The 22,326-nt window shown below is 37.6% G+C and carries 22 protein-coding genes and 1 pseudogene; 4 read left to right on the top strand and 19 right to left on the bottom strand.

Translation table 11 applies throughout. The annotated features are described in order from the left end of the window. Positions 1-18 precede the first annotated feature (18 nt). From UB51_RS06185 to UB51_RS27600, 5 genes are all read right to left on the bottom strand, one after another. Positions 19-855 (bottom strand): carbohydrate ABC transporter permease, encoded by an 837-nt coding sequence (locus UB51_RS06185; protein WP_044876558.1) that lies wholly within the window; start codon positions 853-855, stop codon positions 19-21. Beyond that, positions 855-1,730, bottom strand: coding sequence for a carbohydrate ABC transporter permease (locus tag UB51_RS06180; protein ID WP_044876557.1), 876 nt, complete (start codon positions 1,728-1,730; stop codon positions 855-857). The genes UB51_RS06185 and UB51_RS06180 overlap by 1 nt, the downstream gene beginning before the upstream one ends. A 189-nt stretch (positions 1,731-1,919) precedes the next feature. Continuing rightward, positions 1,920-3,191, bottom strand: a complete 1,272-nt coding sequence (locus tag UB51_RS06175; RefSeq protein ID WP_044876556.1) for an extracellular solute-binding protein — start codon at positions 3,189-3,191, stop codon at positions 1,920-1,922. Positions 3,192-3,349: 158 nt separating this feature from the next. After that, on the bottom strand, positions 3,350-4,318 hold the full coding sequence (locus UB51_RS06170) for a LacI family DNA-binding transcriptional regulator (RefSeq protein ID WP_044876555.1): 969 nt from the start codon (positions 4,316-4,318) through the stop codon (positions 3,350-3,352). 349 nt (positions 4,319-4,667) lie between these two features. Continuing rightward, complete coding sequence (locus UB51_RS27600; RefSeq protein WP_144406965.1) at positions 4,668-4,805, bottom strand: helix-turn-helix domain-containing protein; 138 nt, start codon at positions 4,803-4,805, stop codon at positions 4,668-4,670. 117 nt (positions 4,806-4,922) lie between these two features. Between UB51_RS27600 and UB51_RS06165 the strand changes: the two genes are divergently transcribed. The 3 genes from UB51_RS06165 to UB51_RS06155 all read left to right on the top strand — a co-directional run bounded on the left by UB51_RS06165 (position 4,923) and on the right by UB51_RS06155 (position 7,802). Next, positions 4,923-5,681: an MBL fold metallo-hydrolase gene (locus UB51_RS06165; protein ID WP_044876554.1), complete on the top strand. Its 759-nt coding sequence runs from the start codon at positions 4,923-4,925 to the stop codon at positions 5,679-5,681. A 311-nt stretch (positions 5,682-5,992) separates the two neighbouring features. Beyond that, positions 5,993-6,574 (top strand): TetR/AcrR family transcriptional regulator, encoded by a 582-nt coding sequence (locus UB51_RS06160; RefSeq protein ID WP_044876553.1) that lies wholly within the window; start codon positions 5,993-5,995, stop codon positions 6,572-6,574. Between the two features lie 25 nt (positions 6,575-6,599). Further along, positions 6,600-7,802, top strand: coding sequence for an MFS transporter (locus tag UB51_RS06155; RefSeq protein ID WP_044876552.1), 1,203 nt, complete (start codon positions 6,600-6,602; stop codon positions 7,800-7,802). A gap of 575 nt (positions 7,803-8,377) precedes the next feature. Here UB51_RS06155 and UB51_RS26245 read toward each other — a convergent pair. The 5 genes from UB51_RS26245 to UB51_RS06130 all read right to left on the bottom strand — a co-directional run bounded on the left by UB51_RS26245 (position 8,378) and on the right by UB51_RS06130 (position 11,015). Next, positions 8,378-8,818 (bottom strand): hypothetical protein, encoded by a 441-nt coding sequence (locus UB51_RS26245; protein WP_052675768.1) that lies wholly within the window; start codon positions 8,816-8,818, stop codon positions 8,378-8,380. Between the two features lie 268 nt (positions 8,819-9,086). Beyond that, positions 9,087-9,512 carry a hypothetical protein gene (locus tag UB51_RS26240; RefSeq protein ID WP_052675767.1) on the bottom strand — a complete coding sequence of 142 codons (426 nt, stop codon included), beginning with the start codon at positions 9,510-9,512 and terminating at the stop codon, positions 9,087-9,089. Then, entirely contained in the window at positions 9,509-10,006 is a 498-nt protein-coding gene (locus UB51_RS06145) for a VanZ family protein (RefSeq protein ID WP_052675766.1), read from the bottom strand. The genes UB51_RS26240 and UB51_RS06145 overlap by 4 nt, the downstream gene beginning before the upstream one ends. 260 nt (positions 10,007-10,266) lie before the next feature. Continuing rightward, complete coding sequence (locus UB51_RS06135) at positions 10,267-10,602, bottom strand: carboxymuconolactone decarboxylase family protein (protein ID WP_044876551.1); 336 nt, start codon at positions 10,600-10,602, stop codon at positions 10,267-10,269. After that, positions 10,599-11,015, bottom strand: coding sequence for a tautomerase family protein (locus UB51_RS06130; protein WP_044876550.1), 417 nt, complete (start codon positions 11,013-11,015; stop codon positions 10,599-10,601). Before UB51_RS06130 ends, UB51_RS06135 begins: the two co-directional genes overlap by 4 nt. Before the next feature lie 110 nt (positions 11,016-11,125). Here UB51_RS06130 and UB51_RS06125 point away from each other — a divergent pair, with 110 nt between their 5' ends. Continuing rightward, positions 11,126-12,013, top strand: coding sequence for a LysR family transcriptional regulator (locus UB51_RS06125; RefSeq protein ID WP_044876549.1), 888 nt, complete (start codon positions 11,126-11,128; stop codon positions 12,011-12,013). A gap of 287 nt (positions 12,014-12,300) precedes the next feature. On the opposite strand, the gene UB51_RS06120 is transcribed toward UB51_RS06125, so the two are convergent. The 9 genes and pseudogenes from UB51_RS06120 to UB51_RS06080 all read right to left on the bottom strand — a co-directional run bounded on the left by UB51_RS06120 (position 12,301) and on the right by UB51_RS06080 (position 21,973). After that, positions 12,301-12,945 carry a formylglycine-generating enzyme family protein gene (locus UB51_RS06120; RefSeq protein WP_199925023.1) on the bottom strand — a complete coding sequence of 215 codons (645 nt, stop codon included), beginning with the start codon at positions 12,943-12,945 and terminating at the stop codon, positions 12,301-12,303. Between the two features lie 59 nt (positions 12,946-13,004). Continuing rightward, positions 13,005-13,145 (bottom strand): annotated as a pseudogene (locus UB51_RS27595) (DUF4180 domain-containing protein); the annotation flags it as partial. Between the two features lie 114 nt (positions 13,146-13,259). After that, entirely contained in the window at positions 13,260-14,240 is a 981-nt protein-coding gene (locus UB51_RS06110; RefSeq protein WP_044876547.1) for a BtrH N-terminal domain-containing protein, read from the bottom strand. After that, a complete protein-coding gene (locus UB51_RS06105; protein ID WP_144406964.1) occupies positions 14,237-14,794 on the bottom strand; it encodes a helix-turn-helix transcriptional regulator in 558 nt (185 codons plus the stop codon). Before UB51_RS06105 ends, UB51_RS06110 begins: the two co-directional genes overlap by 4 nt. Before the next feature lie 851 nt (positions 14,795-15,645). Beyond that, on the bottom strand, positions 15,646-16,398 hold the full coding sequence (locus UB51_RS06100; RefSeq protein ID WP_044876545.1) for an HNH endonuclease family protein: 753 nt from the start codon (positions 16,396-16,398) through the stop codon (positions 15,646-15,648). Further along, on the bottom strand, positions 16,382-17,557 hold the full coding sequence (locus UB51_RS06095; protein ID WP_044876544.1) for an AAA family ATPase: 1,176 nt from the start codon (positions 17,555-17,557) through the stop codon (positions 16,382-16,384). Before UB51_RS06095 ends, UB51_RS06100 begins: the two co-directional genes overlap by 17 nt. 20 nt (positions 17,558-17,577) lie before the next feature. Further along, complete coding sequence (locus UB51_RS06090; RefSeq protein ID WP_044876543.1) at positions 17,578-18,093, bottom strand: hypothetical protein; 516 nt, start codon at positions 18,091-18,093, stop codon at positions 17,578-17,580. Positions 18,094-18,144: 51 nt separating this feature from the next. Continuing rightward, positions 18,145-20,121: a UvrD-helicase domain-containing protein gene (locus UB51_RS06085; RefSeq protein ID WP_044876542.1), complete on the bottom strand. Its 1,977-nt coding sequence runs from the start codon at positions 20,119-20,121 to the stop codon at positions 18,145-18,147. 4 nt (positions 20,122-20,125) lie between these two features. Next, positions 20,126-21,973, bottom strand: coding sequence for an AAA family ATPase (locus UB51_RS06080; RefSeq protein ID WP_044876541.1), 1,848 nt, complete (start codon positions 21,971-21,973; stop codon positions 20,126-20,128). Positions 21,974-22,326: the final 353 nt, after the last annotated feature.

The following is a 22,326-nucleotide window of genomic DNA, read 5'->3' as shown; positions in this document are numbered from 1 at the left end:
TGAATCTGGTCATTCCTATTACTTAACCGCTCCTGCTGCTATGCCCTTAATAATATATTTCTGTGCAAAAGCGTAGAAAATCACAATAGGAATAATTGTCAATGTCAAGCCAGCCATCGCCTGGTTCCACACAATTGTAAACTCTCCGAAGAAGTAGAATGTAGATAATGGGATCGTGCGCAAGCCTTTATCGGAAAGCGCTAATGACGGAAGCAGATAGTCGTTCCACGTAGCGATAATGTCCAATATCGCAACGGTGATTGTAATCGTTTTCAGCATAGGAAACACAATTCTCCAAAATACACCGAATTTACTGCACCCGTCCAAAGTCGCTGCCTCCTCCAATGCGATCGGAATAGACTTAATGAATCCGTGATAAAGGAATACAGCTATACTTGCATGAAAGCCTACGTTCATAAAAATCAAACCTTCATGTGTATTTAGCATTGGGATATGGAGATAAGTCCGAATCCAGTCCATGACTTGCATCAGAGGCATCATCAAGGTTTGAAAAGGAATCAGCATCGTGGAAACAAATATCATGAATATGATTTTACTTAACTTATTTTCTGTCCTTACCAGCATCCACGCTGTCATAGAGGCCAAAATAACAACGATGACAGCCGTAATAACGGTCACATATAACGAGTTGCCTAAGACAGTAAAAAAATTCATCTTACTCATAGCCTTTGCATAGTACTGAAAACTAAAGGAATTTGGCAATGCTAATGCATTTTCATATAACTCTGCTCGATCTTTAAATGAATTTACTAGCATAATGTAGATAGGTGACAAGAAAATAAGCGCAAAGACGACAAGCAGTACTGCAGATATTAGTTTGCCTGTTCGTTTCATTACATTTGTACCTCCTTCTTTTTCGTAATGATTACTTGCGTCAATGTAACAATTGCAACGATTAAGAAGAACACAATACCTTTAGCCTGACCAAGTCCATAATGTCCGTAGCCAAATATTTCATTAAAAATATTCATCGCGAATAATTCCGTTGAGTTAACTGGACCACCATTCGTTAAAGACAAGTTAACGTCGAAAATTTTGAAGGCACCGGAAAGCGTCATAAAGAAGCAAATGGTGAACGCAGGCATTAGCAACGGGAATGTGATTTTCGTGAGTCTATGCCATAAATTAGCCCCATCTACCTTGGCGGCCTCCATCATTTCGTCTGGGATTCCTTGCATGCCAGCGATATAGATAATCATCGTGTACCCAGCCATTTGCCAGGTAAACACAATGACCAAGGCATATAAAGAAAATTGCGGATTAAGCATCCAATTAAAGAAAATACCATCCATCCCCGTTTTTTCTCCAATAAGTTTGAAGGCATCCGTAAAAATAAACTTCCATATATATCCTAGTATCAGACCGCCGATGAGATTCGGCATGAAGAACAAGGTGCGCGCCAAATTACTTCCACGAAGACCACTCGTAACAAGTAGTGAAAAACAAAGCCCGAACAAATTAACAAAGATGAGCGCCAAAACGGTAAACTTAATTGTATGCCATGCGGACGCGTAAAATCGCTCATCTTGGAACAGTTGGACATAATTTTCGAAGCCAACAAATACCTTAGGATTGGCGGAAATTCCATCCCAATTTACGAAGGAGTATGCAATTCCGATAATAAACGGTATGATTACAACAATTGTAAATATAAGGAATAAAGGCATTGTAAACAAAGCGAACCAGGCTTTGTTCTTGGTTTTATTCATAGTTATTCACCCACAGTTAGTTTTTATGGAACAGGAGATAATAAACAAGAAAGCCTAACCACATCGTAAGAGATTAAGCTTTCTTGTTTTCATTTAGTATGATAATTTATTCCTATTACGCACAGGCATCATTTAGCTTTTCATTACTAGTCAGTCATTTCTTATCCAAAATAATGTTGTTGTATTTTATTACTTTACTGCTTTTGCCCACCCATTATCTAGTTTTTGTAAATATTGTTCACCAGTCATATCTTTCTCCAGAAAAAAGTTTGCTGTAGCTGGAGCCAAATCATTAACTATGATACCTTGTGGAAAGTAGTTAAGCGCCCAAGGAATGGTTTGCCCACTCTTCGTTGCTTCGAACACCGCTTGAGATAACGGATCCAAATCGGTCGCCTCTATATTCGTCATTGCCGGAATAAATTTGAATTCATTGATGATCGTGTTTTGACCAGTTTCACTAGTATACAGCCAATTAATGAAAAAATTAGCCGCTTCAATCTCAGCCACACTTGCTTCTTTATTAATAACCCAGCCGCCCGGAATATCTACTGATAGTTTGGTATTGCCCGCCAACGGCAATGGCATCATGCCGACTTCCAATGCATCATAATCCGTCAACATGCCATTACTCCAGTTGCCTTGATGAACAATGGCCGTTTTACCTGTTGCTAGATCACCCATCTGAGTGTCGTACGTCACTTCCATCGGATTAATTGAATTCGCTTTAATCACTTCCATGAATTTCGCAAACTCTTGGAATTCTTTCGTCTCCGCCATCTTAACTTCACCTTTGTTCAATTGTTCGATAAAGGCCTTCGGATCCGCTTGTAAAGCAAAAGGAGTATTGATGATATGACCAATCAGGAAGTAAGCCTCTTGAGAAAGACTCAGTCCGTTATTACCAGCCGCTTTCAAACTCTCTAACGTTTTTGTAAAGGAGGCAAGATCTGTTACATTCTTTGGATCAACCAAGTTCTTGTTGTAGACTAAACCGAAGCCCTCAACACCTGTCGGAACGCCTACAACTTTGCCATCCACTTCTAATGCCATCTTAGGAGCAATGTTCTTGACATACGCTTCATTACTCATGTCGTAGTAGTAGGATTTAAACTTCTCTGTCTCCGCGCCAGCTTGAACACTGAAAATCGTCGGACCCTGATTAGCCGCAAGCTTGCCCTGTAATTGCGTCATATAACCGTCCCCTGCCGAACCCCATACTTCAAGCTCATTGCCAGTTTCCTTCGAGTACTTCTCCGCCAACCCTTCCAACGCTTCTGCAATTTCAACCTTGGATTGAAAGATCGAGATTTTTGCCAGCTTTTCTGGACTTTCCGACTCCGAACCCTTATTTGTAGGGTCTGAGCTTGAGCTATTCCCTGCTGAGTTACCACACGCCGCTAGTACTGTGATCAACGCCGCCATCGTTAGTAAACTAAATACCTTTTTTACCTTTTTCAAATTTCTCGACCCCCAATATTTATGGTGAATTACCTAACGTTATTATATTGAAAGCGCTAACAATAATCAAGAAAAAATAAATAATTTACTTAGTAAAATATATAATTTTATTAAATGATTACGAATTTTATTTACTAACTATATTATGTAATTCAGTTTTACTTCACTGTCATCCTCCAGTTTATCGTAGCAGTTAATTTTAATGGTTCCTTATTTGCCGATCCATCCATTAAATCCAGTAGCTCCTTGGCTGCCAAATAACCACTCTCGTACCGTGGAATCGTTATGGTCGTTAACCCCGCTATAACCGCTCTCACAGAATCATCAAACCCTGTAACAGCAATGTCTTCTGGCACTTTGATATTATTTTCTTCGAATGCTCTTATAGCCCCTATTGCCATATTGTCGTTTGCACATATAAGTACCTCAGGCAATTCGTTGCTCAGGATCATGATTTTCGCTGCCTGATAGCCACTTTTTTCGCGATAATCCCCATAAAAATATTTTTTGTGGTCGAACGTAATTTTATTCTTCGATAACGTATCAATAAACCCTGCAAAACGTTCTGTATTATCTAACGTATATTCATGTCCACCGATATAGCCAAAGTGCTTATATCCTTTATCAACCAGAACCTGCATCATTTCGCACATCACGGGATAATTATCGACAACAACGCTTTTGGTATTTCCATGTTCATCCATTAAGATTCTGTCCATTAAAACAATAGGAAAGCCAGGCTTCGCAACTGAAATTAGAAAATCATCCGTCAGGCTTCCATCAAGACTAATCGCACCGTCGGCAAATTTACCCCGCATAAATTTGGCACTGGATTTGTTGGTACAGATAATCAAATCGTATCCATTTTTCGCAAGAAAATCGCTAACACCTTCAAATATTTTTAAATAAAAGTCTCGGTCAAAGTCACTAAAAATAAATAAAATCGTTTTATTTTTATCTATTTTAACCTTTTTACGCATAGTATTCGGAATATATCCATTTTCTTTGCAAATTTGCAGAACTCGTTCCCTTGTCGCTTGCCCTACATTCTTACGTCCGTTCAGAACATTAGACACAGTAGAAACTGAAACGCCTGCAATTCTTGCAATCTCCTTCATCTCAACCATTACATTGCTCTCCTTTGATAGCCTTTATATTTAATAAAACTAATATAACACATATATATTTTATGTAAAATTTACAAAGATACAATTCACCCCGATTGGAAATTCGGGGAATTAGGTTGCCATCAAAAAAGTATCAAAAAAAATACTCATTGTGACCAAACGTGTGACCACCAATCAATCTCAGTGTTATTTCCCCCATGCAAAAAATCCACCAAACACTCGGAAACCCTTGTGTTTAACGGATTTTTTAGTATGGAGCCTTGGGGGACCTGCCCCCTGACCTCATCGCTGCTAGCGAAGAGGTCAGGGGGCAGGTTGGTTTCATTACGCAAAAACACCTTACCATAAACTAAGTGATAAGCATTTTGACACTAGTTACGCACTTTACTATATAAGCCTTACTAAGTCCCTCACCTAATTCTTTTATTATGATACGACCATCAGTTAATAACTCTTCAGGGATTTTTCTATCCGTGTTATCTAACATAAGTGACAACCTCTTTCATAATTCAAGTAATATTTAAATACTCTTGATTTTATTTATGTACGCATTTCCCCTTAAATATTATCCTATAGAAGAGGATTATTAAAGGAGGAATACAGCATGAATATTAGACAAATACGTAATGCAACAATCATTTTGAACTATGGAGACAAGAAATTTTTAATTGATCCCTTCTTAGCAAAAAAGGGAGCTTATCCACCATTTCCAAACACTCCGAATCAGGACAAGTTTAATCCAACAATAGATTTACCAATCCCTGTTGAAGAAATAATTGAGGTTGATATCGTTATTGTCACTCACTTACATCCAGATCATTTTGATTCCGCTGCGATAGAAGCATTGCCTAAAAATATTAGAATTTTTGCACAATCTGAAAAAGATGTAGAAGTAATTAAGAAAGAAGGTTTTCTAAATGTAGAATCTTTAACTAATGTTTCGAGTATTGGAAGCATTAGCTTAACTAGAACAAATGGAAAACATGGAACAGGCGAAATAGGACATTTAATGGGTGAAGTTTCAGGTGTTGTCTTTAACCATCCGGATGAAAAGACGCTATATATTGCAGGAGATACAGTATGGTGCAGTGATGTTCAGGATGCCATCAAGCATCATAATCCCGAAGTGATTATTGTAAACGGAGGCGCCGCACAATTTCTTCAAGGTGATCCTATTACTATGACGAAAGAAGACATCTATCAAACCTATTTGGAAGCTCAACAATCGACTATTATTGTTTCACATATGGAGACTGTCAACCACTGCTTATTAACAAGACAAGAATTAAAAGTTTTTATCGATGAAAAGGGTCTTTCCAACAACATATTAGTGCCTAATGATGGTGAATCAATCTCTTCTTAAAATATTAAATAGAATCTCGTGGCTGTGTGTACATCTAATCAAACAAAATATAAGCCGCTATCATGGAATATTCCATTGATGGCGGCTTATTCAAGGTTCAATTTTCATCCTCCAATAACAGAATGTTCTTTTTATAAACACAAAAGCTCCCTTGGCAAGAAAAAGAGAGCTTCTGTTCTGTGCATTAAAAGGGGGCCATGAGTATAGAATAACCTCTCGACCTTAATCACTGAAAACAATTTACATTTGCATTAAAAAATTAAATTTGATAATATAACTGACGAACGTTCGTTAATGTCGAGGTGATTCTATTGAAAAGTAAAAAAATTAAAGACGTCGCTTTAAAATTTTTCACAATTCATGGGTATGAGGGAGCATCTCTGTCTCAAATTGCCGAGAATGTCGGTATGAGAAAACAGTCTCTCTATGCTCATTTCAAAGGGAAAGATGATCTATTTCTACAAGTTTTACAAGATGCCAAAGAGGCAGAAATCTCATCGAAACTACAATATTTGAGTAAAGTGGATACCCAAAATCCCAAAGCAGATTTATTTGGATATTTGCAATTGGTCATTGATTTGTTTCAAAAGAGCGAGCAGTTAAAGTTTTGGCTACGTATGTCTTTTTTCCCACCTCTCCATCTGGCAACAGCGATTAATGAGGAAGTCATTGATACGGAAATAAAGATTCAAACCGTACTAGAAAGCAAATTTCAAGATTGGATCGATACAAAATCCATCATGAAAGATACCGCCTCCGTCCCTACTCTTGCCTTCTTAGGTGTTGTTGATTCGATTATGTTAGAGCTTGCATATGGGAATAATGAAAAACGTTTAAACGATAAACTAAATGCCTCATGGACCGTATTTTGGAGAGGTATTTCACAGCTATGATTTTACAAAAGAGAGGTATTACTTCATGAAGAAACCATTGAAAGAACAAAAAACAGTCTTACTCATTCTATTAAGTAATATATTCATTGTTTTTCTAGGAGTCGGACTTATCATCCCTGTTATGCCATCCTTTATGAATATGATGCATTTATCAGGCCAATCGATGGGTTATCTTATGGCGGCCTTTGCATTCGCACAATTACTCATGTCTCCCTTGGCAGGACGATGGATTGACACTTATGGTAGAAAGAAAATGATCATAATTGGCTTATTCATCTTCAGTCTATCAGAGGTGATATTCGGTTTAAGTACAAATGTATTCGTTCTGTATTTCTCCAGAATATTAGGAGGCATTAGTGGTGCATTTATTATGCCAGCCGTTACTGCCTATGTTGCAGATATTACCTCAATAGAGGAAAGGCCAAAAGCGATGGGCTATATTTCTGCCGCCATTAGTTTCGGTTTTATTATTGGCCCAGGTATTGGAGGTTTTATTGCTGAGCTGGGTGTGCGTGCCCCCTTCTACTTTGCTGGTGGCTTCGCATTAATAACATGTATTTCATCCCTATTTATTCTAAAAGAGCCACTAACCAAACAGCAGCTTTTGGAAACTACACAGCTTAAAAAAGATACAAACTTTGTAAGTGATATCAAACGATCATTTCATCCACAATATTTTATTGCCTTTATTATTGTGTTTGTACTGGCCTTTGGTTTATCAGAATATGAAACTGTATTTAGTCTGTATTCTGATCATAAATTTGGCTTCACTCCACGAGATATTGCTACCATTATTACACTAAGCTCAATATTCGGGGTTGTTGTTCAGGTCTTTATGTTTGGTAAAATGGTAGATAAACTCGGTGAAAAGAAACTCATCCAGATTTGCTTAATCACTGGCGTAGTATTAGCGGTAGCATCCACCATGATCTCAAGCTATTTAGCCATTTTGCTAATAACTTGCTTCATCTTTCTCGCATTTGACTTGCTACGACCAGCATTAACGACTTATTTATCAAAAACGGCCGAAAAAGAACAAGGATTTATCGCTGGAATGAACTCAACCTATACAAGCTTGGGCAATATCGTCGGGCCCGCGTTAGCCGGTATATTATTTGATGTAAACATCAACTATCCATATCTCTTTGCTGCTGTCATTATGTTTATTGGTCTTGTCATTACAATGATGTGGAAAGAAAACCAATCAGCTAGCAGCTTGGTAAAATAATATGAGGAACGACCTCAATTCTGTAGAACTTGTTCCTGCCGATCATCTGCTTCGTAAGATCGATAAGTATACTTCGCTATGTACGCCGTAAAACAAAAGAGAAAGCCACTGTCTTTGAAAAAGACGCAGGTTTCTCTAGAATAAATCAAGCCATTTCCTAAGAAGTGGTTTGATTTATTGTTTTGGTGGAGCCTAGGGGGATTACACTACCCGAATCTTTAGCTGTGATTTGTTAAGAAGCTAGCTTGCACCATCATTTTTTTAGGGTGTCATAATTTCAGCAGTAGCTAATCCGTCTAAATATTGTTCCAGTTTACCAAATTGTGTTAGTTCATAGGAATTATCACCTTCACAGATTCCTATTTTATTGCTTGAAGGAGTACCAACAAATAAACTAGGAGTATCTGATACACCTGCCAAGGTACAGATTAGTTAATTCGGAACTTTCCTTTAACTCTTTACAAAATCCCGTCAACTCAAATGATTTAACAGGAAAAACAAAATTCTGAGTTAATTTGTAATTATATCTACTTTGCTCAATGTTAACCGAAAAATAGAGCTCATAATATAAGCTTTCAAGACCCGTTCATACATCTTAGTATGAGTTTGATCTGCCGCCACGATTTCACTAATGATTTCTGAAAACCGCCTGGTGTCAAGCCAAAATCTAAATATGTATCATCACCACTTCTTTTTACTCTTACACGATTTACTGTGTTTAAATCTGGCCTATGAAGTTCTTCCCAGCAAATATAACATGAACTGCCTAAATATAAACTAGGAAGTCCAGGAATACTATATCTTTGTGTAGCAGCCCTCCCCTTCAACTCAAAGGGAATATGAAACATCTCTTGCCTTGTCAAGCTGTGATTACTGCCTACACGCTTATGTTCATCCGCTTCAGCTATGATTCCTTCAGTTGGAAGCCCAAGATCTCTCAAAGAAACTTCAAACCCACTAAATCCATCGGATAATTGAGTATTCTGTTGTCTTTGTACTAATAATTCATTATCCACAATTATCCCTCTAAAAACAGATTTCAGTGCTCCCAGCTGAGCTAAGCCCCCGTGATAAATCTACTTCTGGTATTCAATCAATGACCGTACTTTCGTTTTCCCTATGACGAGACATGCCCGCTGATCTGCATGGATGAAAAGCCGTACCCATTGCTGAATGAAACGGGACTCCAACCCAAATGAGGACCACTCAGCCCGAGCACTACGACCATGAATATAAGCGACTCAAACGCCTTTACCCTCAGTTTAAGCTTGATGCTCTACTTGCTTAATCATTCCAAATAAAAATAATCATTGAATCGGCATTAATACCGTCCTTGCTCCATATTTTCACTGCTTTTTCCGCGTACTGATTGAAATTATGCTTAAATTTTTTGTAGCTTAGGATAGAGTAATCCGTCGTTTCCTTTACTAAAGTACTGAAAAAGAACTCCTCAGTGCCATTTGCAAGGATCACCTTAGTTTCAGGTATCACATTTATCTTCTTTACTTCTGCTTCCTCATTCACAGATGATACAAACCCTTCAACTGTTAATTCTACATTATCTAGTTTTTTTATTTTTCCTGCTATAGCTGCCTTTTGTCCCTCTGTATCCTTTATTATTTGTTCGTTGCGTACAATTCTTTCAGTAGGTTTATACTTAAACAGATTACTGCTTGAGGTAAGTAATATGCCAAAACCTAAAACACTCATAATAAGAAAAGCACGAATACTGTTACTAATATCTGAATTCTATTATGTAAAATCCTTTCAATTATCCTGTATATATAAAGTCCAGCAATCGTGCCTAAAACATTCAAAATAATATCATCAATATCGCTACTTCCAATAGCAAATATAAATTGAACAATTTCAAACAATAAACTTAGTCCAACCCCAGATAACAGAACAGCCTTATTATTCCTTTTATAAAGTAGTGGAAGGAAGATACCTAAAGGAATAAACAACACAATATTGCCCATAATATTTTGAGCTAATCTTATTAAACTTATGATAGAGTCTGTTATCATGTCAATCATTGAGGCAAATGGAATTAAGTTTAATGCCCGAGCACCAATTCCGATACCTGCAAAAAGATTATACAATGGGGCATCTTTAAATAAAATGACTCGTAACAATACAAGTAAATAAACAATAAATATCATACTAATAACGATATACAAAAACTTGCTTGTTCTTTTTTTCATACTCAAGTCCCTCTTTATATTTTCCTTTAATGTATCATTCATATGTAAAAAAATTATAAAAAAAACCTTAAGATATTCTTAAAACCCCCTTATTTTGTATAAAATTATATAAAAAGTTTCACTTTATCTAAAAAAACAAAAAAAACGGCATCTCTGCCGTTTGTGTTAGGTATTGGTGGAGACTAGCGGGATCGAACCGCTGACCTCTTGCATGCCATGCAAGCGCTCTACCGTAGTGGTTAGTTCCACTGCCCCTTATCTCATCCTTCCGTGTTCCCTTGGAATACATCCTTGGCAACCTGTATCGCAGCTGCGGCACGCGGCCAGCCCGCATAAAATGCGAGATGGGTCATCGCTTCAATCAGCTCTTCTTCGGTCAGACCGTTCTCTTGGGCCAGATGGAGATGATAATGAAGCTGCTCTGTAAGTCCTCCTGCGACTAGCGCGGATACCGTAAGGAGACTTCGTTCCCGAAGCGATAATTGTTCTCTCCTCCAAACGTCCTCGAAGAGCACTTCTTCCGAATAACGCACGAAAGTAGGGGCAATATCCCCAAACAATTCACGGGCGTTCGATACTATTTTATGATGCTTCATTCTAATGCCTCCCTCTCCTTACCTGGACGTTCGATCATTTGCGCAACCCCGTTGCCGAATGTCCAGTCCTCGAATTCCGTATCAACCAACACGACAAATACGTCTTCTTTCCTGATGGTGAGTGTGTTCGACAAGCGTTCAGCCAACTCTCTGTAAAAGCTTTGTTTCTGTTCCGTGCTTCTTCCGGATTTTAGCGTGATTTGAATATAGAGCAATCCATCCGTTCGTCTTATGTTCAAGTAATTCTTACTATAATAAAACTCGCTTGCTTTGTGTGCATGAAACACTTGAAAAAAATCGTCTTCCGGCACGTTGAAATACTCAATTAGAGCACTCATGATCACATCACTAATGATGGGCAGCTGCTGTGTATCGTATTTGTTTTCCAAATAACTCACTCTTACAAATGGCATTCATGCTTCACTCCTTCAGTTGGATGACCTAATTGTACTTCCCCCTTAACTATTTGTATAATTGAATAAAATCATATACTATATCAAATTTATCGATGGAGATATCTTACATGGACTTAAAGGAACTAACCGCGTTTCAAACGATTATCCAAGAAGGAAACTTCTCAAAAGCCGCCGCAAAACTGAATTATGCACAGTCTACGATTACGAACCAAGTCCAGCGTCTGGAGAAGGAGTTGGGCATCAAACTTTTCAAACGAGGATGGGATTCGGAGCTAACGGCTTCCGGACAAATTTTTGCCGCAGAAATTGACAAACTCATTCAACATTGGAACTATGTTTCAGAACAAGCAAAAGCTCTGCAAAAAGAGGAGATCGGCACCCTAAGTGTCGGAGGATTGGAATCATTGACGGAGCAAGCGCTACCCAACGCGCTTCGCCGATTTCGGGAGCATAAACCTAATGTATCGTGTCACTTTACCATCGGGAACACAGACTCCCTCTCTCGTGGGGTACTTCAGCATCAATTGGACTTTGCCATATGCGGAGAACCTGCCGATTCGTCTTTTTTTCGGTTCGAACCGCTATATAGCGAGAAGATCTCCTTTATCGTTGCGAACAATCATCCCTTAGCGGGAAGAGACGGAATATCCTTCGAGAAGCTGTTTGACTATCCAATGATCATCGGCGGAAATACCTGCTTATATTATTTGCATTTATCCAAACAATTCTCCCGTTACACCGAAACTCCTTTTCTGTATACGGTGAGCCAGATCTCGGCCATTCCCGGGTTCGTCCAACGAATTCCTTCTGTAGGAGCCGTTCTCAATTCTACGCCGTTACCGCCGAACGTCGTGAGTATCCGCGTTGAACTGAAGGATTTCTTCATCCCGGTCGGCCTGCTGCAATCACGTAACGACGAGTATGTTTCCTCATCCAAAAATCTTTTGATGCAATATATAAAAGAGGAAATCAGTCATAATAGAAGAAAAAACTAAACGGAGATAGCAATCCACGCAGGCATCTCAGCGGGTATATTTGATTCTGTGTGGGGCTTACCACCAAATAAAACAGAAAACCACGTTCAGAGGACGTGGTTAATTTGTTTTATTTGGTGGAGACTAGTGGGATCGAACCGCTGACCTCTTGCATGCCATGCAAGCGCTCTCCCACACCTATCGATTGCACTACCCAATTACCAAGAATACATCCCCTGTTTATACACATAATACGGAGTTGTACTAGAACCTAAAGATCTTCGCCACTCTTGCCTTTTTTCGCCACCTTACAGGGACCTAGCAAGACGAAAGCCGAGATCATCAATTCGAAACGTAGGGTGACTCCGGCGGCGGCACGTCGCCCCACAGCCCCTAGCCTCTTCCGCCCAGCTACCACCGCGGAAAATTCTGTAGGAATCATATACTTTCACATCGTATAAATCCCAACACCACTCCCAAACATTTCCTAACATATCATAGAGTCCCCACGCATTCGGCAGCTTTTTACCTACCTCATGTACCATGCCCTCAGAGTTTTCATGATACCAAGCTATTTCATCAAGCTCGCCGTACCGATAGCCAACCGTTCCTGCTTTACACGCATACTGCCATTCCGCTTCTGTAGGAAGACGATAACCATCCGCCTCCCAGTTACAGACGACACTCTCACCATTATCACTTACCAAGTAATATTCCTTAAGACTCGAGTGCTGAGAAAGCAAATTACAAAAGAGAATAGCATCATTCCATGATACATCCACAACCGGAACCTGAGGTTCGTCATTAGATCCAACTGTCTTTTGCACGATCGAGTAATATAACGCCTTCGTAACAGGAACCGGTGCAAGCACAAAAGAATTCACCTCAACCGTCCATGTAGTCTGTATTCGATCGTCCCTTAATTCAATTTCACCTGCAGGAATTTTCACCATTGGATACTCAGCATGACTACGCCGTACTTTTGACACCTATCTTCCTCCCATTCCATCTTCTACTTCAACATGCTTAATTTTTCCATCGCTTGTTGTTCGGTCGGCAAGAAAAAGATATCGTTTCCGCTGTTACATTCATAGATGAAATCTTGAAAGCTTTGACTTGAATACGCGGAAAAATTTCCAATAATTTCAACCTTGCCAGCGATGTGCTCTCCCACATGAGTCGCTTTCACTACCCTTATGTGTGTATAGATCGGCCTGCCACGTTCAACGTCTGCTGGTCCCAGAAGGTTCAATAACAAGCAACTGCTTCAAAGCCCCAATAAAAGTTCCATCGCTTCTTTTTCTTTCCGGGCGATATGCAGCAAAAGTTCGGATGCTTGTTTTAGATCGTCCATATGTCCCGTCCTTCCCGCTTTGTCTATACAAATAGAAACTTCGTTCCATAGTGAAGCAATTTCTATGAACGATAAGTAGGCTCGCTCCATTTTTGAATCGCCGCATATTTCCATGCTTTCCTTGAGAAAGTCCCTGTATAAATTGCGAAAAAACGCACCACCCGTCCCCCCTTTTTCCATGAGTAATGCTGTCAAACATAAATCATGGGCCATGTTTTGGCTTCGGGAAGGCCACTTGAGTATTTCGGCGCTCATTTTTTCGATCCCTTTTAATCCAATATTGCGGATCGGCGGATTCAAATAATGATAGGCGTTGCTTGAAATGGACGCTCGAATGACAGAAGCCAGTGGCGGGAAATCGGTTGTTTTTTCGATCGCGAAGGAGAGATTTTTGGAACTCATGGATCCCTTTTCATTTCTAGCCAGCGCCAACGTCTCCAAGCGTGTCTTGACCACGCCTCCCTGTTGGGATGTATCCATCATATAAGCGTATTCGTCATCGTATCCGTACATGGCAACATAATGTGCTGCAAAATGAATTTTGTTAGTGAAATAATCCAAGTGATAACAATCTAATTTTAATCCTATGGGAACACCGCGATCAATGTTTACTTTGATATTGTTCCACGCTTTCGTCACAGAGGCGGTTTCCTTTATCGTGAGGGTCAGGTTTAGACGGGACGCAATCCGGGCTGTCAGTTCATCCGGCTTAATCCTACCTCCGATAAACGGAAAATCCATCCCTTTCATATCCCAGTAAATAAACCCCAAACCTTCTCCGATTCCGAACAAAATCGGTTCAGACAACCGAATGTCTGCATGGGAAAGCAGATTGCCCATGGCCGTCGTCTCACAATGCTCCCCCGTGAATGGAATAAAACGTTCTATGATCATCGAGTGGCTCCTCCTTCCAACTTGCTTATCAACTCAGCGATAAATTGCAGTTCTGTTTCAATGAGACTTATCGGGTGAAGAAACAAAGCCCAAACGTGCAGCGGCAACTTCTCTCCTCCTTGAGCTTCATATTGCCCTCTGATATGCAGCGACGTTTCTCGCAAAAATTCATCCCGTTTCTTTAATGCTTCTATAGCCTCCTCTTTGTGAATTAAAGGTAAAGCTGCAATTCCGAGATCGAACCGGTTGTCCCTCTCCCGTGTGGAAGATAAGCAATCAATGATTTCAATGCGCAGCAATTGTTTTCCGTTTTCCGTGATCGCAAATTTGACTGGCAAGGGACCTTTACCGAATTTATCGGTGGGGCTTTCTGATTGAATCAGCCGCTTCTCCTTCAGCTTCTGCAAGCCAGCGTAGATGGAAGTAGTGCCAATTTTAGCCCATTCCCTGTATCCTCTCTTCTCTATCAGCTTATTAATTTCATACCCAGACGTTTGTTTAGACTCCGCGATGATTTGTAGTAGCACCAATTCCACGTTGGAAAGTTGTTTCACAAGTACCATCCTTCCATTCTCATCGTTATATTTCACTAATATAATATAACAGTAGTGTAATAAAGGGTAAAGCAGGATTTCTTTTTGAATAATTTTGACTTGGCAAAGAGAGAGAGCATGCCCTCATCAGCGATGCGAAACATTTCGTAGCAAACTAGGGGAAACTAATCCGGAGAGATTAAACAATGAAATAGTATACTTTCACCCTCAAAATGTTAAATTATATAATTTTATTAGGTTAAATTTAATTTCTGATGATCCAATCATTGTTCAGGTCAAAAGAAGAACCCAGCCGGATAAAGTCGAGCCAGTTTCATAAATTCGTGAATTATTAGGGGCAAATTAATCTAGTCGATAGATATGATCTAATCGATTATCATCGCTTTATTGATATGTTGAATCTACAGCAGAAAAAGAAATCTTTCCATGGAAAGATTTAATTAAGGTGAACCTAGCAGGTCGGGAGTGATTTGACTCCTGACCTCTAACATATGAATTGTACCGTTTGAACACAGGTGGACTTTGTTATAATCATATTAGTTATCGACTTAGGTAAATATGGCTTCAGATCACTACTTTCTCACTGCCAATACACAGCACTCCACATGTCTAGAGTGTAACGACTAAAGTAAATACAAAAAAACGGCATCACTGCCGTTTGGACTTAAGGTGTTGGTGGACAATAGGAGGATCGAACCCCTGATCTCATCGTTGCCAGTGAAGCGATAGGGTTCTGTACGTTAAGGAAATCCTTGTGGAACAAGGCCTTTTGGAGTTTTATGTGTTTACATTCAAGTGTTCGGTGGCGCTCAGAAAAGAAAAAGTGTGACCAATATTGTGACCAGATAGCATTAACTATAAAAACTAGTATTTAAAACTTCAAACTCAATCCGTTGTAATTCTTCATCCCATAAATTCAATGAATTGAGAATTTCTTTTAATTCAGTATAATTAATATCTTTTAAAACTACTGTCGCTACAATGGCACTAAATTGAGAATCAGGATGAGCTTCTTTCAGTAAACTTTTAAGACCATTTATAATAATATTTTTTCTTCTTGTTGAAGTACTAATTCCATTTTTATATTCCTGAGCTTTATCAAGAATTAGTTCCAGAGATTCTTTAGCTTTATTCCCAATGTCAAAACGTGGATTAACTAATTGATCAGAATCATTCAGAAAAATCACTTCAATAGTTGTCCTCCCTAACTGACTGTTGTTCTTAGCTCTAAAACGATAGTTATCAATTATAAGATGATCCCTTGGATCAGTTAATGTAACATTTATTATAGGCTCGATAACTGTATCATGAGTGCCTTTATTAGAATTACATCTCACACAACAAGGAAGAAGATTTTTCCACTCAACAACTTCAGTAGGATAACTATCTTTGTGATGAAAATGTTCAACGTGCATATACTTTCCTTCTTCGCCTAGCTTGCATTCACAAAAACAGCACTTACCATTTGACATTTTAAACAATGCATCTTTTATATAAGTAATTGCCCATACGCTATGTTTTTCCGTTATAAACTTCTGAGTTAGTTCTCTCTTTTTGTCGTCAGTAAGTTCGGGAGGACACGATAGCCTATTTATCCGTATCATTTTCTAATCCCCCAATTGAAGCTATCTGTAATCTAAGTATTTTTAGTGATGGATTATTGGGATGTAACATATTTTCTAATCTTCTATAAGACTTCACCGTTCTGTTACTATCTTCATTATCCATAGCTTTATCAAATTCTTTTATAGCCTTTTTATACTCGTCTGATCTTGTTTCCTTCAATCCCATTACATCCATAAGAATCTCTTCAATAGTCCATCCTTGATACCCAAATTCGCTACTATCGGGCAAATCTCGGATATAAACTTCTCCATACTTATCAATGCCTAAAGGAATAATTTCACCTGGTTTTGCTGATTGTATAACATGGGGACTATGTGTTGTTGTAATTATTTGAGCATTAGGAAGTAGCCATCTTATTATCTCAATAAGTTTTTTTTGCCATTCAGGATGAAGATATAAATCTATTTCATCAATTAAGAGAATTCCTTCAAAATTGTAAACACTAACACCGAATCGATCCAAGGATTCAATTTTCCTGACCAAACTTAGAAGTATCACCAAAACGGATTGATAGCCTGATGACATCTGATCAATTTTAATAATTCCTCTGTGATTTCGCACAAACAATTCAATTGAATGGCTAACATCTACTCTGTATTGATTCTTCATTAACTTTCTTTCATCTATAACTTCTTCAATTTTGTGAAATACTATATTTGGATCGATCATACTGAAGCATTCTTTTACGAGAGAAAAATTATTTTCTTTAGAATCTGTTAAATCTGAACGATAGTAATTTTTGTACAACCATTGCTTCAAAGAATTGACTCCAAAGTTCTGAGCATTCATGTGTCTATTATTTACTGAGAAACTAATTATATAGTTGGAACTGATTAACTTATCACCCTTAATATGTTGAGAATAATTTAAATCGTCATCATTATGGATATAATGAACTCTACTATTTAATCTATCGTTATTATAGTAATCGATCTCCCAAAAACCGTGATTTCCCATCGTATTCACATTTAATATCCCTAATTTTTTTCTTCTAAACGAAGCTAAAATGCAATTCAAAATTGTAGTTTTTCCCGTTCCATTTTGACCACATATAATGTTAAACCCTTTATTAAATTTAATATCAACCCTATCAAGACTATTAATATTTTGTATATACAGATTTTCGATTTTTAACACTGTAGACCTCCTCTGTAATGCTAGTACTTAATAATATCATTTCTACATTCCATGATACATTCATAAATTAAATTAAATGCAACTAACTGTGCGTCAAACAGTGATTTAGTTTTCCGCCCCTTATAATCCCAAATAGCTTTCTTTTGAAATATGACCCCATACTCATCTGTTTTGTACTTACTTGGCATAATGGTTATATAATAGCCCCTATATTTCAAACAATAATTTCCTTTGCTATTTCTACTCCATTCTTTCTTTAAAAAGTTATGACGGCGATTGTATTTATTACGAAGCTCTGATTCGCGTTTCTTTGGATTAATATAGTCCTCTTCCATTCGTTCGGCGCATTTGTATCCAACTCGAAGTTGGTCAGAAAAATTTGGATGCTCCATTACGTGTACAAAACGTATCCCTTCCTGGCTGCACATCTGACAAGTTTCATAATAATCTTTTCGTTCGTCAGCGTCTAATCCCTCCAGACCTTCGCCTAGATCTATCATTTCAATGGATTTCCAACCTCTATGAGGAATACCCATTCTGATTCCAATAAGTCACTCTATACCCCCACTATCTTTAGTTATTTCGTTTCACTCCTGTAGCACATCCATTTGATGTTCCCAACCCAATCTTTTTAACTGTTCTTTGTTTTCTAAATAAACTGTTTCATTAAGTACAATGCATAGTAAATCAGTGGGTCTCGTCATAGCAACATACGCAACTCGTATGTGTTTTTCTAAATGTACTTCTATGTTTGATTTCTGCCCTCCAGTTAAATATTCAATGATACTTTCATTCGTTTTTGAGAAATAAAAGGTTTCCAAATATAACGTAGCTGTATGAGTTTGCCCTTTAACTCCATGTACACTGTCTATCTCAATACTTAAGTTATTAAAGGTGTATACGTTCTCTTTAGTCTCTCCAACGACTAAAGTTGGGGAGCTAGCAGTTCCTTCTATAAATTGATCATTCCGAAGGTCAACCTCATGATTAAACAATCGATTTACTATTAAAGCTATAATATACTTAAAGCTTATTAGTACAGATTTTCCTTCCTCTATTTTCAGCACTATTCTTGCAAAGTATTTGTGGATTGCTTTATACAACCTCTCATCTTCTTCACGTAAATATTTCAGAAAAGAGACGTTCGAAAAAAATCTACCTTCATTAGTCCTGATATCTCTAATCCTTAGATATCTTAGGATTGCTAGAATAAATCGATGGTAGTAAGCCTTAACACCTTCTCTGTTAACTACTTCCTTTTCAAGCTTTACCAAATAACTTTGAAGTTCAGAAAAATCTTTATTAACTTTCTTTTTAACATCTTGCTTATCAAATTCAGGGAAATAACTGGTGATTGATAATCCTTCATTCCTCGCTTTAACCATACCAACAGCTTTAAATGTTGAAGAATCCCGTTCATTCAGTTGATACTTAATGATTAGCTTGGCGAAAGTCTCAAGAACATGTGATACATCATCATCTTTATATGTAATAATCACTGGTGAATGCAAGTCAGCTCTTTGTTCTTCTCTCCCCTGCATATCATAAGGTTGCAGAGCTACGACATCTGCAACTTTTGCTATACTTTTACTCATTCGATTACTATTTTTAATGAACAGAGGCTCCCTTGGTTGCCATGAACATCCCTTGTCTTCAGATTCATAAATTGTTTGCTGAGGATCGCCAAAACATTGAAAAACAACTTTCTGCTTATCAAAAACCTTATTTAATATCTCCAATTGAAGAGAACTAGTATCTTGCATTTCATCTACAAAAACAAATGAGAACCGTTCCGAAAAGATCCTTGACAATTCCTTTTCAAATTCAATTGCATACTTCAGTGCGAGTCCTTGTAGATCATTATAAGAGGATACTCCTTCATTCAGAAGTTCATCTATTAATCTTACATACTCTTTGTAGGATTCAGTATTTGGATTTTTTATTGCGCTAGTTTTTTTGTTGAATGATACTTGGTAAATAATGTTATCAATATAATGAAGTTCCAGTGACAGGAGTAAATCTTCTTTAGCCTTTAATATAGCAATGTTATCCTTTGAATCTTTTAACTTTTGATTTAACTTTCCGTATAGAAATCTATCCAGTTTACTTCCCGAAAATGGAGGATACAAAGATTTAAATTTTCTTAATAGTCGAGATTTGTAATCTTCACCTTCAAATACCCTTGATATTCTTGAAGAATAAAAATTAACAAATGCGGGATTGGCTATAAACTTGCTGATAAATGAATGCAATGTTCCAACAAAATTAGGATATGAGAGCAGTTCACTGGCTTTGTCGCCTAACCTCTCTTTTATTTCATCAATTGCTACGTTAGTATGAGTAATAATACATATCCCTTTATTATTTTGTAAGGGTACATGCCTTGCCAAAATAATTAACTTAGCGAGTAAGACTGTTGTTTTTCCACTACCTGGACAAGCGACTATATCTCTACTCTCCATGCATTTTATAGCATTAACTCTTGGCACATCAAAACCACTCGGTAAATTCAGAACTCTCGCTGCGTATTCAATGTCTTCATCTGTTACACTTAACTTATACATTCCCCTAAACTCCTGTCACGTAATCAATAGCATCAATTAAATACTTTAGATAGATGTCACTTCTAATAACTCGAATGTCCTCAGTTGTGAAAATACGTTCTTTTAAGATTTCAGAAAAACATTGAGCTACTACAGCTTTTGAAATATTTTTCTTTAGCACTACATCTCTAACAATATTTGAAGCCAGTTCAAACGAATCATCAAAATTCCATTCACTTATCTTTTTTTCAGCTTCTGTAATATAATCACTTGAATCTTTGATCTTTTTTGTTTTTCTTTCTTCTGTTAAGGCTTTATCTTGATTGATATAATCTTTTGCCATTAGAATAGCTGCAAACAACTCTTTTTTTAAATAACTACAAGCTACGTCAAATTCAAGAGTCCACTCATTAGAAACATAAGCTTTAACATTGCCATCACTATATTTTATTTCTCTAACATTTTTTGTTACTTTCGGATTTCTATCCGAAAGCATAATAATAGTATCGGAATCTTTATCGACCCTAGAGACCTTCTCATCACAATCAGTAATAATTGCAACAGGTAGAACCATTTGAGGGTCAGATTCTCTCACAAATATTTTTGAATATCTTAGCATTGCGGTACTTCCTACATTAACTATTGAAACTCCATTTTTAGTAAAGGATTTTCCAAGTTTATCAGCCAAAGTTGGGAGTAATAAATTCTCTGCGTCTCCTTCGACAATAATGATACCCTTTGCAAAAAACAAATTTGCTTTAGTGGAGTCTAAGAATCTCTCTAAAAATCTATAGTCTCCTCTATGTAGTTTGGTATTACCCTCAGCTAGAGAGTAAGCTTTGTCTTCAGTAAAAATGATCAAGTTATTCAACTTTATACTTGAAGCCAATGTAACACTGTGTGTTGTCAGGAGTATCTGCATAGGAGACTTACTATCCTCGCTTAATTCTTGCAAGTAATCAATGACCCTTATCTGAGCCTGCGGATGTAAATGTGCTTCTATTTCTTCAATCAAAGCAATGTTGATGCCTTCCGTCTTTTCGATCTGTAATAGTAATAACTCTGCTGCTATATATAATTGATTAAGTGAACCTAAGCCAGATTTCGTATTGACTAGTAAAAGATCAATCTTTTCTAGTATCATTTTAAGGTTAACTGCGGCTAACTCTATATTTGACTTCAACAAATTTTTATTATCAGAGAATTTCATTAAAAATGTGTTAAGTGATTTCAATATCTTTTTTTCTTCACTAGTCACATCGTCATAATCGAAGTACTCTTTAATTTGCTGATTAGCATCCTTGATAATCCCAACTAATCTATGTTCATCCCCCACCGAGAATTCTGGATGCGAAAGAAAAATTTGAGACAATCTTGAATTCCTTCTAGCGGCAAGCTCATTTTCAGCATCTCTTAGAGGCTTAAGATAAATAGCTCTAAGTAAGTCACGCGCCTTGCTATGTAAAATCTGCCCCTCATTATCATTTCCTGCACGTATATCATCAATTAGTATTTTCCCTTTAACATCTCTTTTGGCGCTTAAAAAAACGCGAAGAGTGTATTCTCTATCTAAATCAATTGCGATCCATTCCAAAAAATCCTTTGCCTGATTTATAGTAAAACCTTTAAAAATACACTCAATCTTCATTTCACTTGATGTACCGTGAAAATCTTCTTTTTCCAATCTGGAATACTCTCTACTTTGAGTCAACAACACGAACTTTATGGCATCAATCACTGTAGTTTTACCAGCATCATTCTCACCAATAAAAACATTTAAACCTTTATTCAGGCTAAGAGCCAATCCAGGTTCTCCGTCAGTTCCTTGACCAAATTTTCTAAAGTTTGTAATTCTCACTTCTGATAGATACATAATGGACTCCCCTCAGCAGAAAATTCATGTGCGTTATTACTTAAAATTCGACACCTTCCTTGATTTTCCTTTTTATGAACTATAAAGATAAGACTATCACCCTATTGATATCCGTAAGATCAAAAAAATGAAATCTATATTATATCCCTGAGACCTATACATGATAGATAGTCCTTGCGAGAGGCTAACACATGCAAACGCCGGACACGTTTAATCACGTCCGGCGTTTGCATGTGTTTACAATTTTAAAATAGGGGGAGTATTTTATGAACGAATATTGCTGTTTTGGGTAGTGTAACCAACCACTACGTACTCCCAACTGAGCTAACTCCCCATGTAATGCTTATTGCTCC

It is taken from the genome of Paenibacillus sp. IHBB 10380, from assembly GCF_000949425.1.
Classification (GTDB): Bacteria; Bacillota; Bacilli; order Paenibacillales; family Paenibacillaceae; genus Paenibacillus_AQ.
This window is presented reverse-complemented; position numbering and strand designations above follow the sequence as displayed.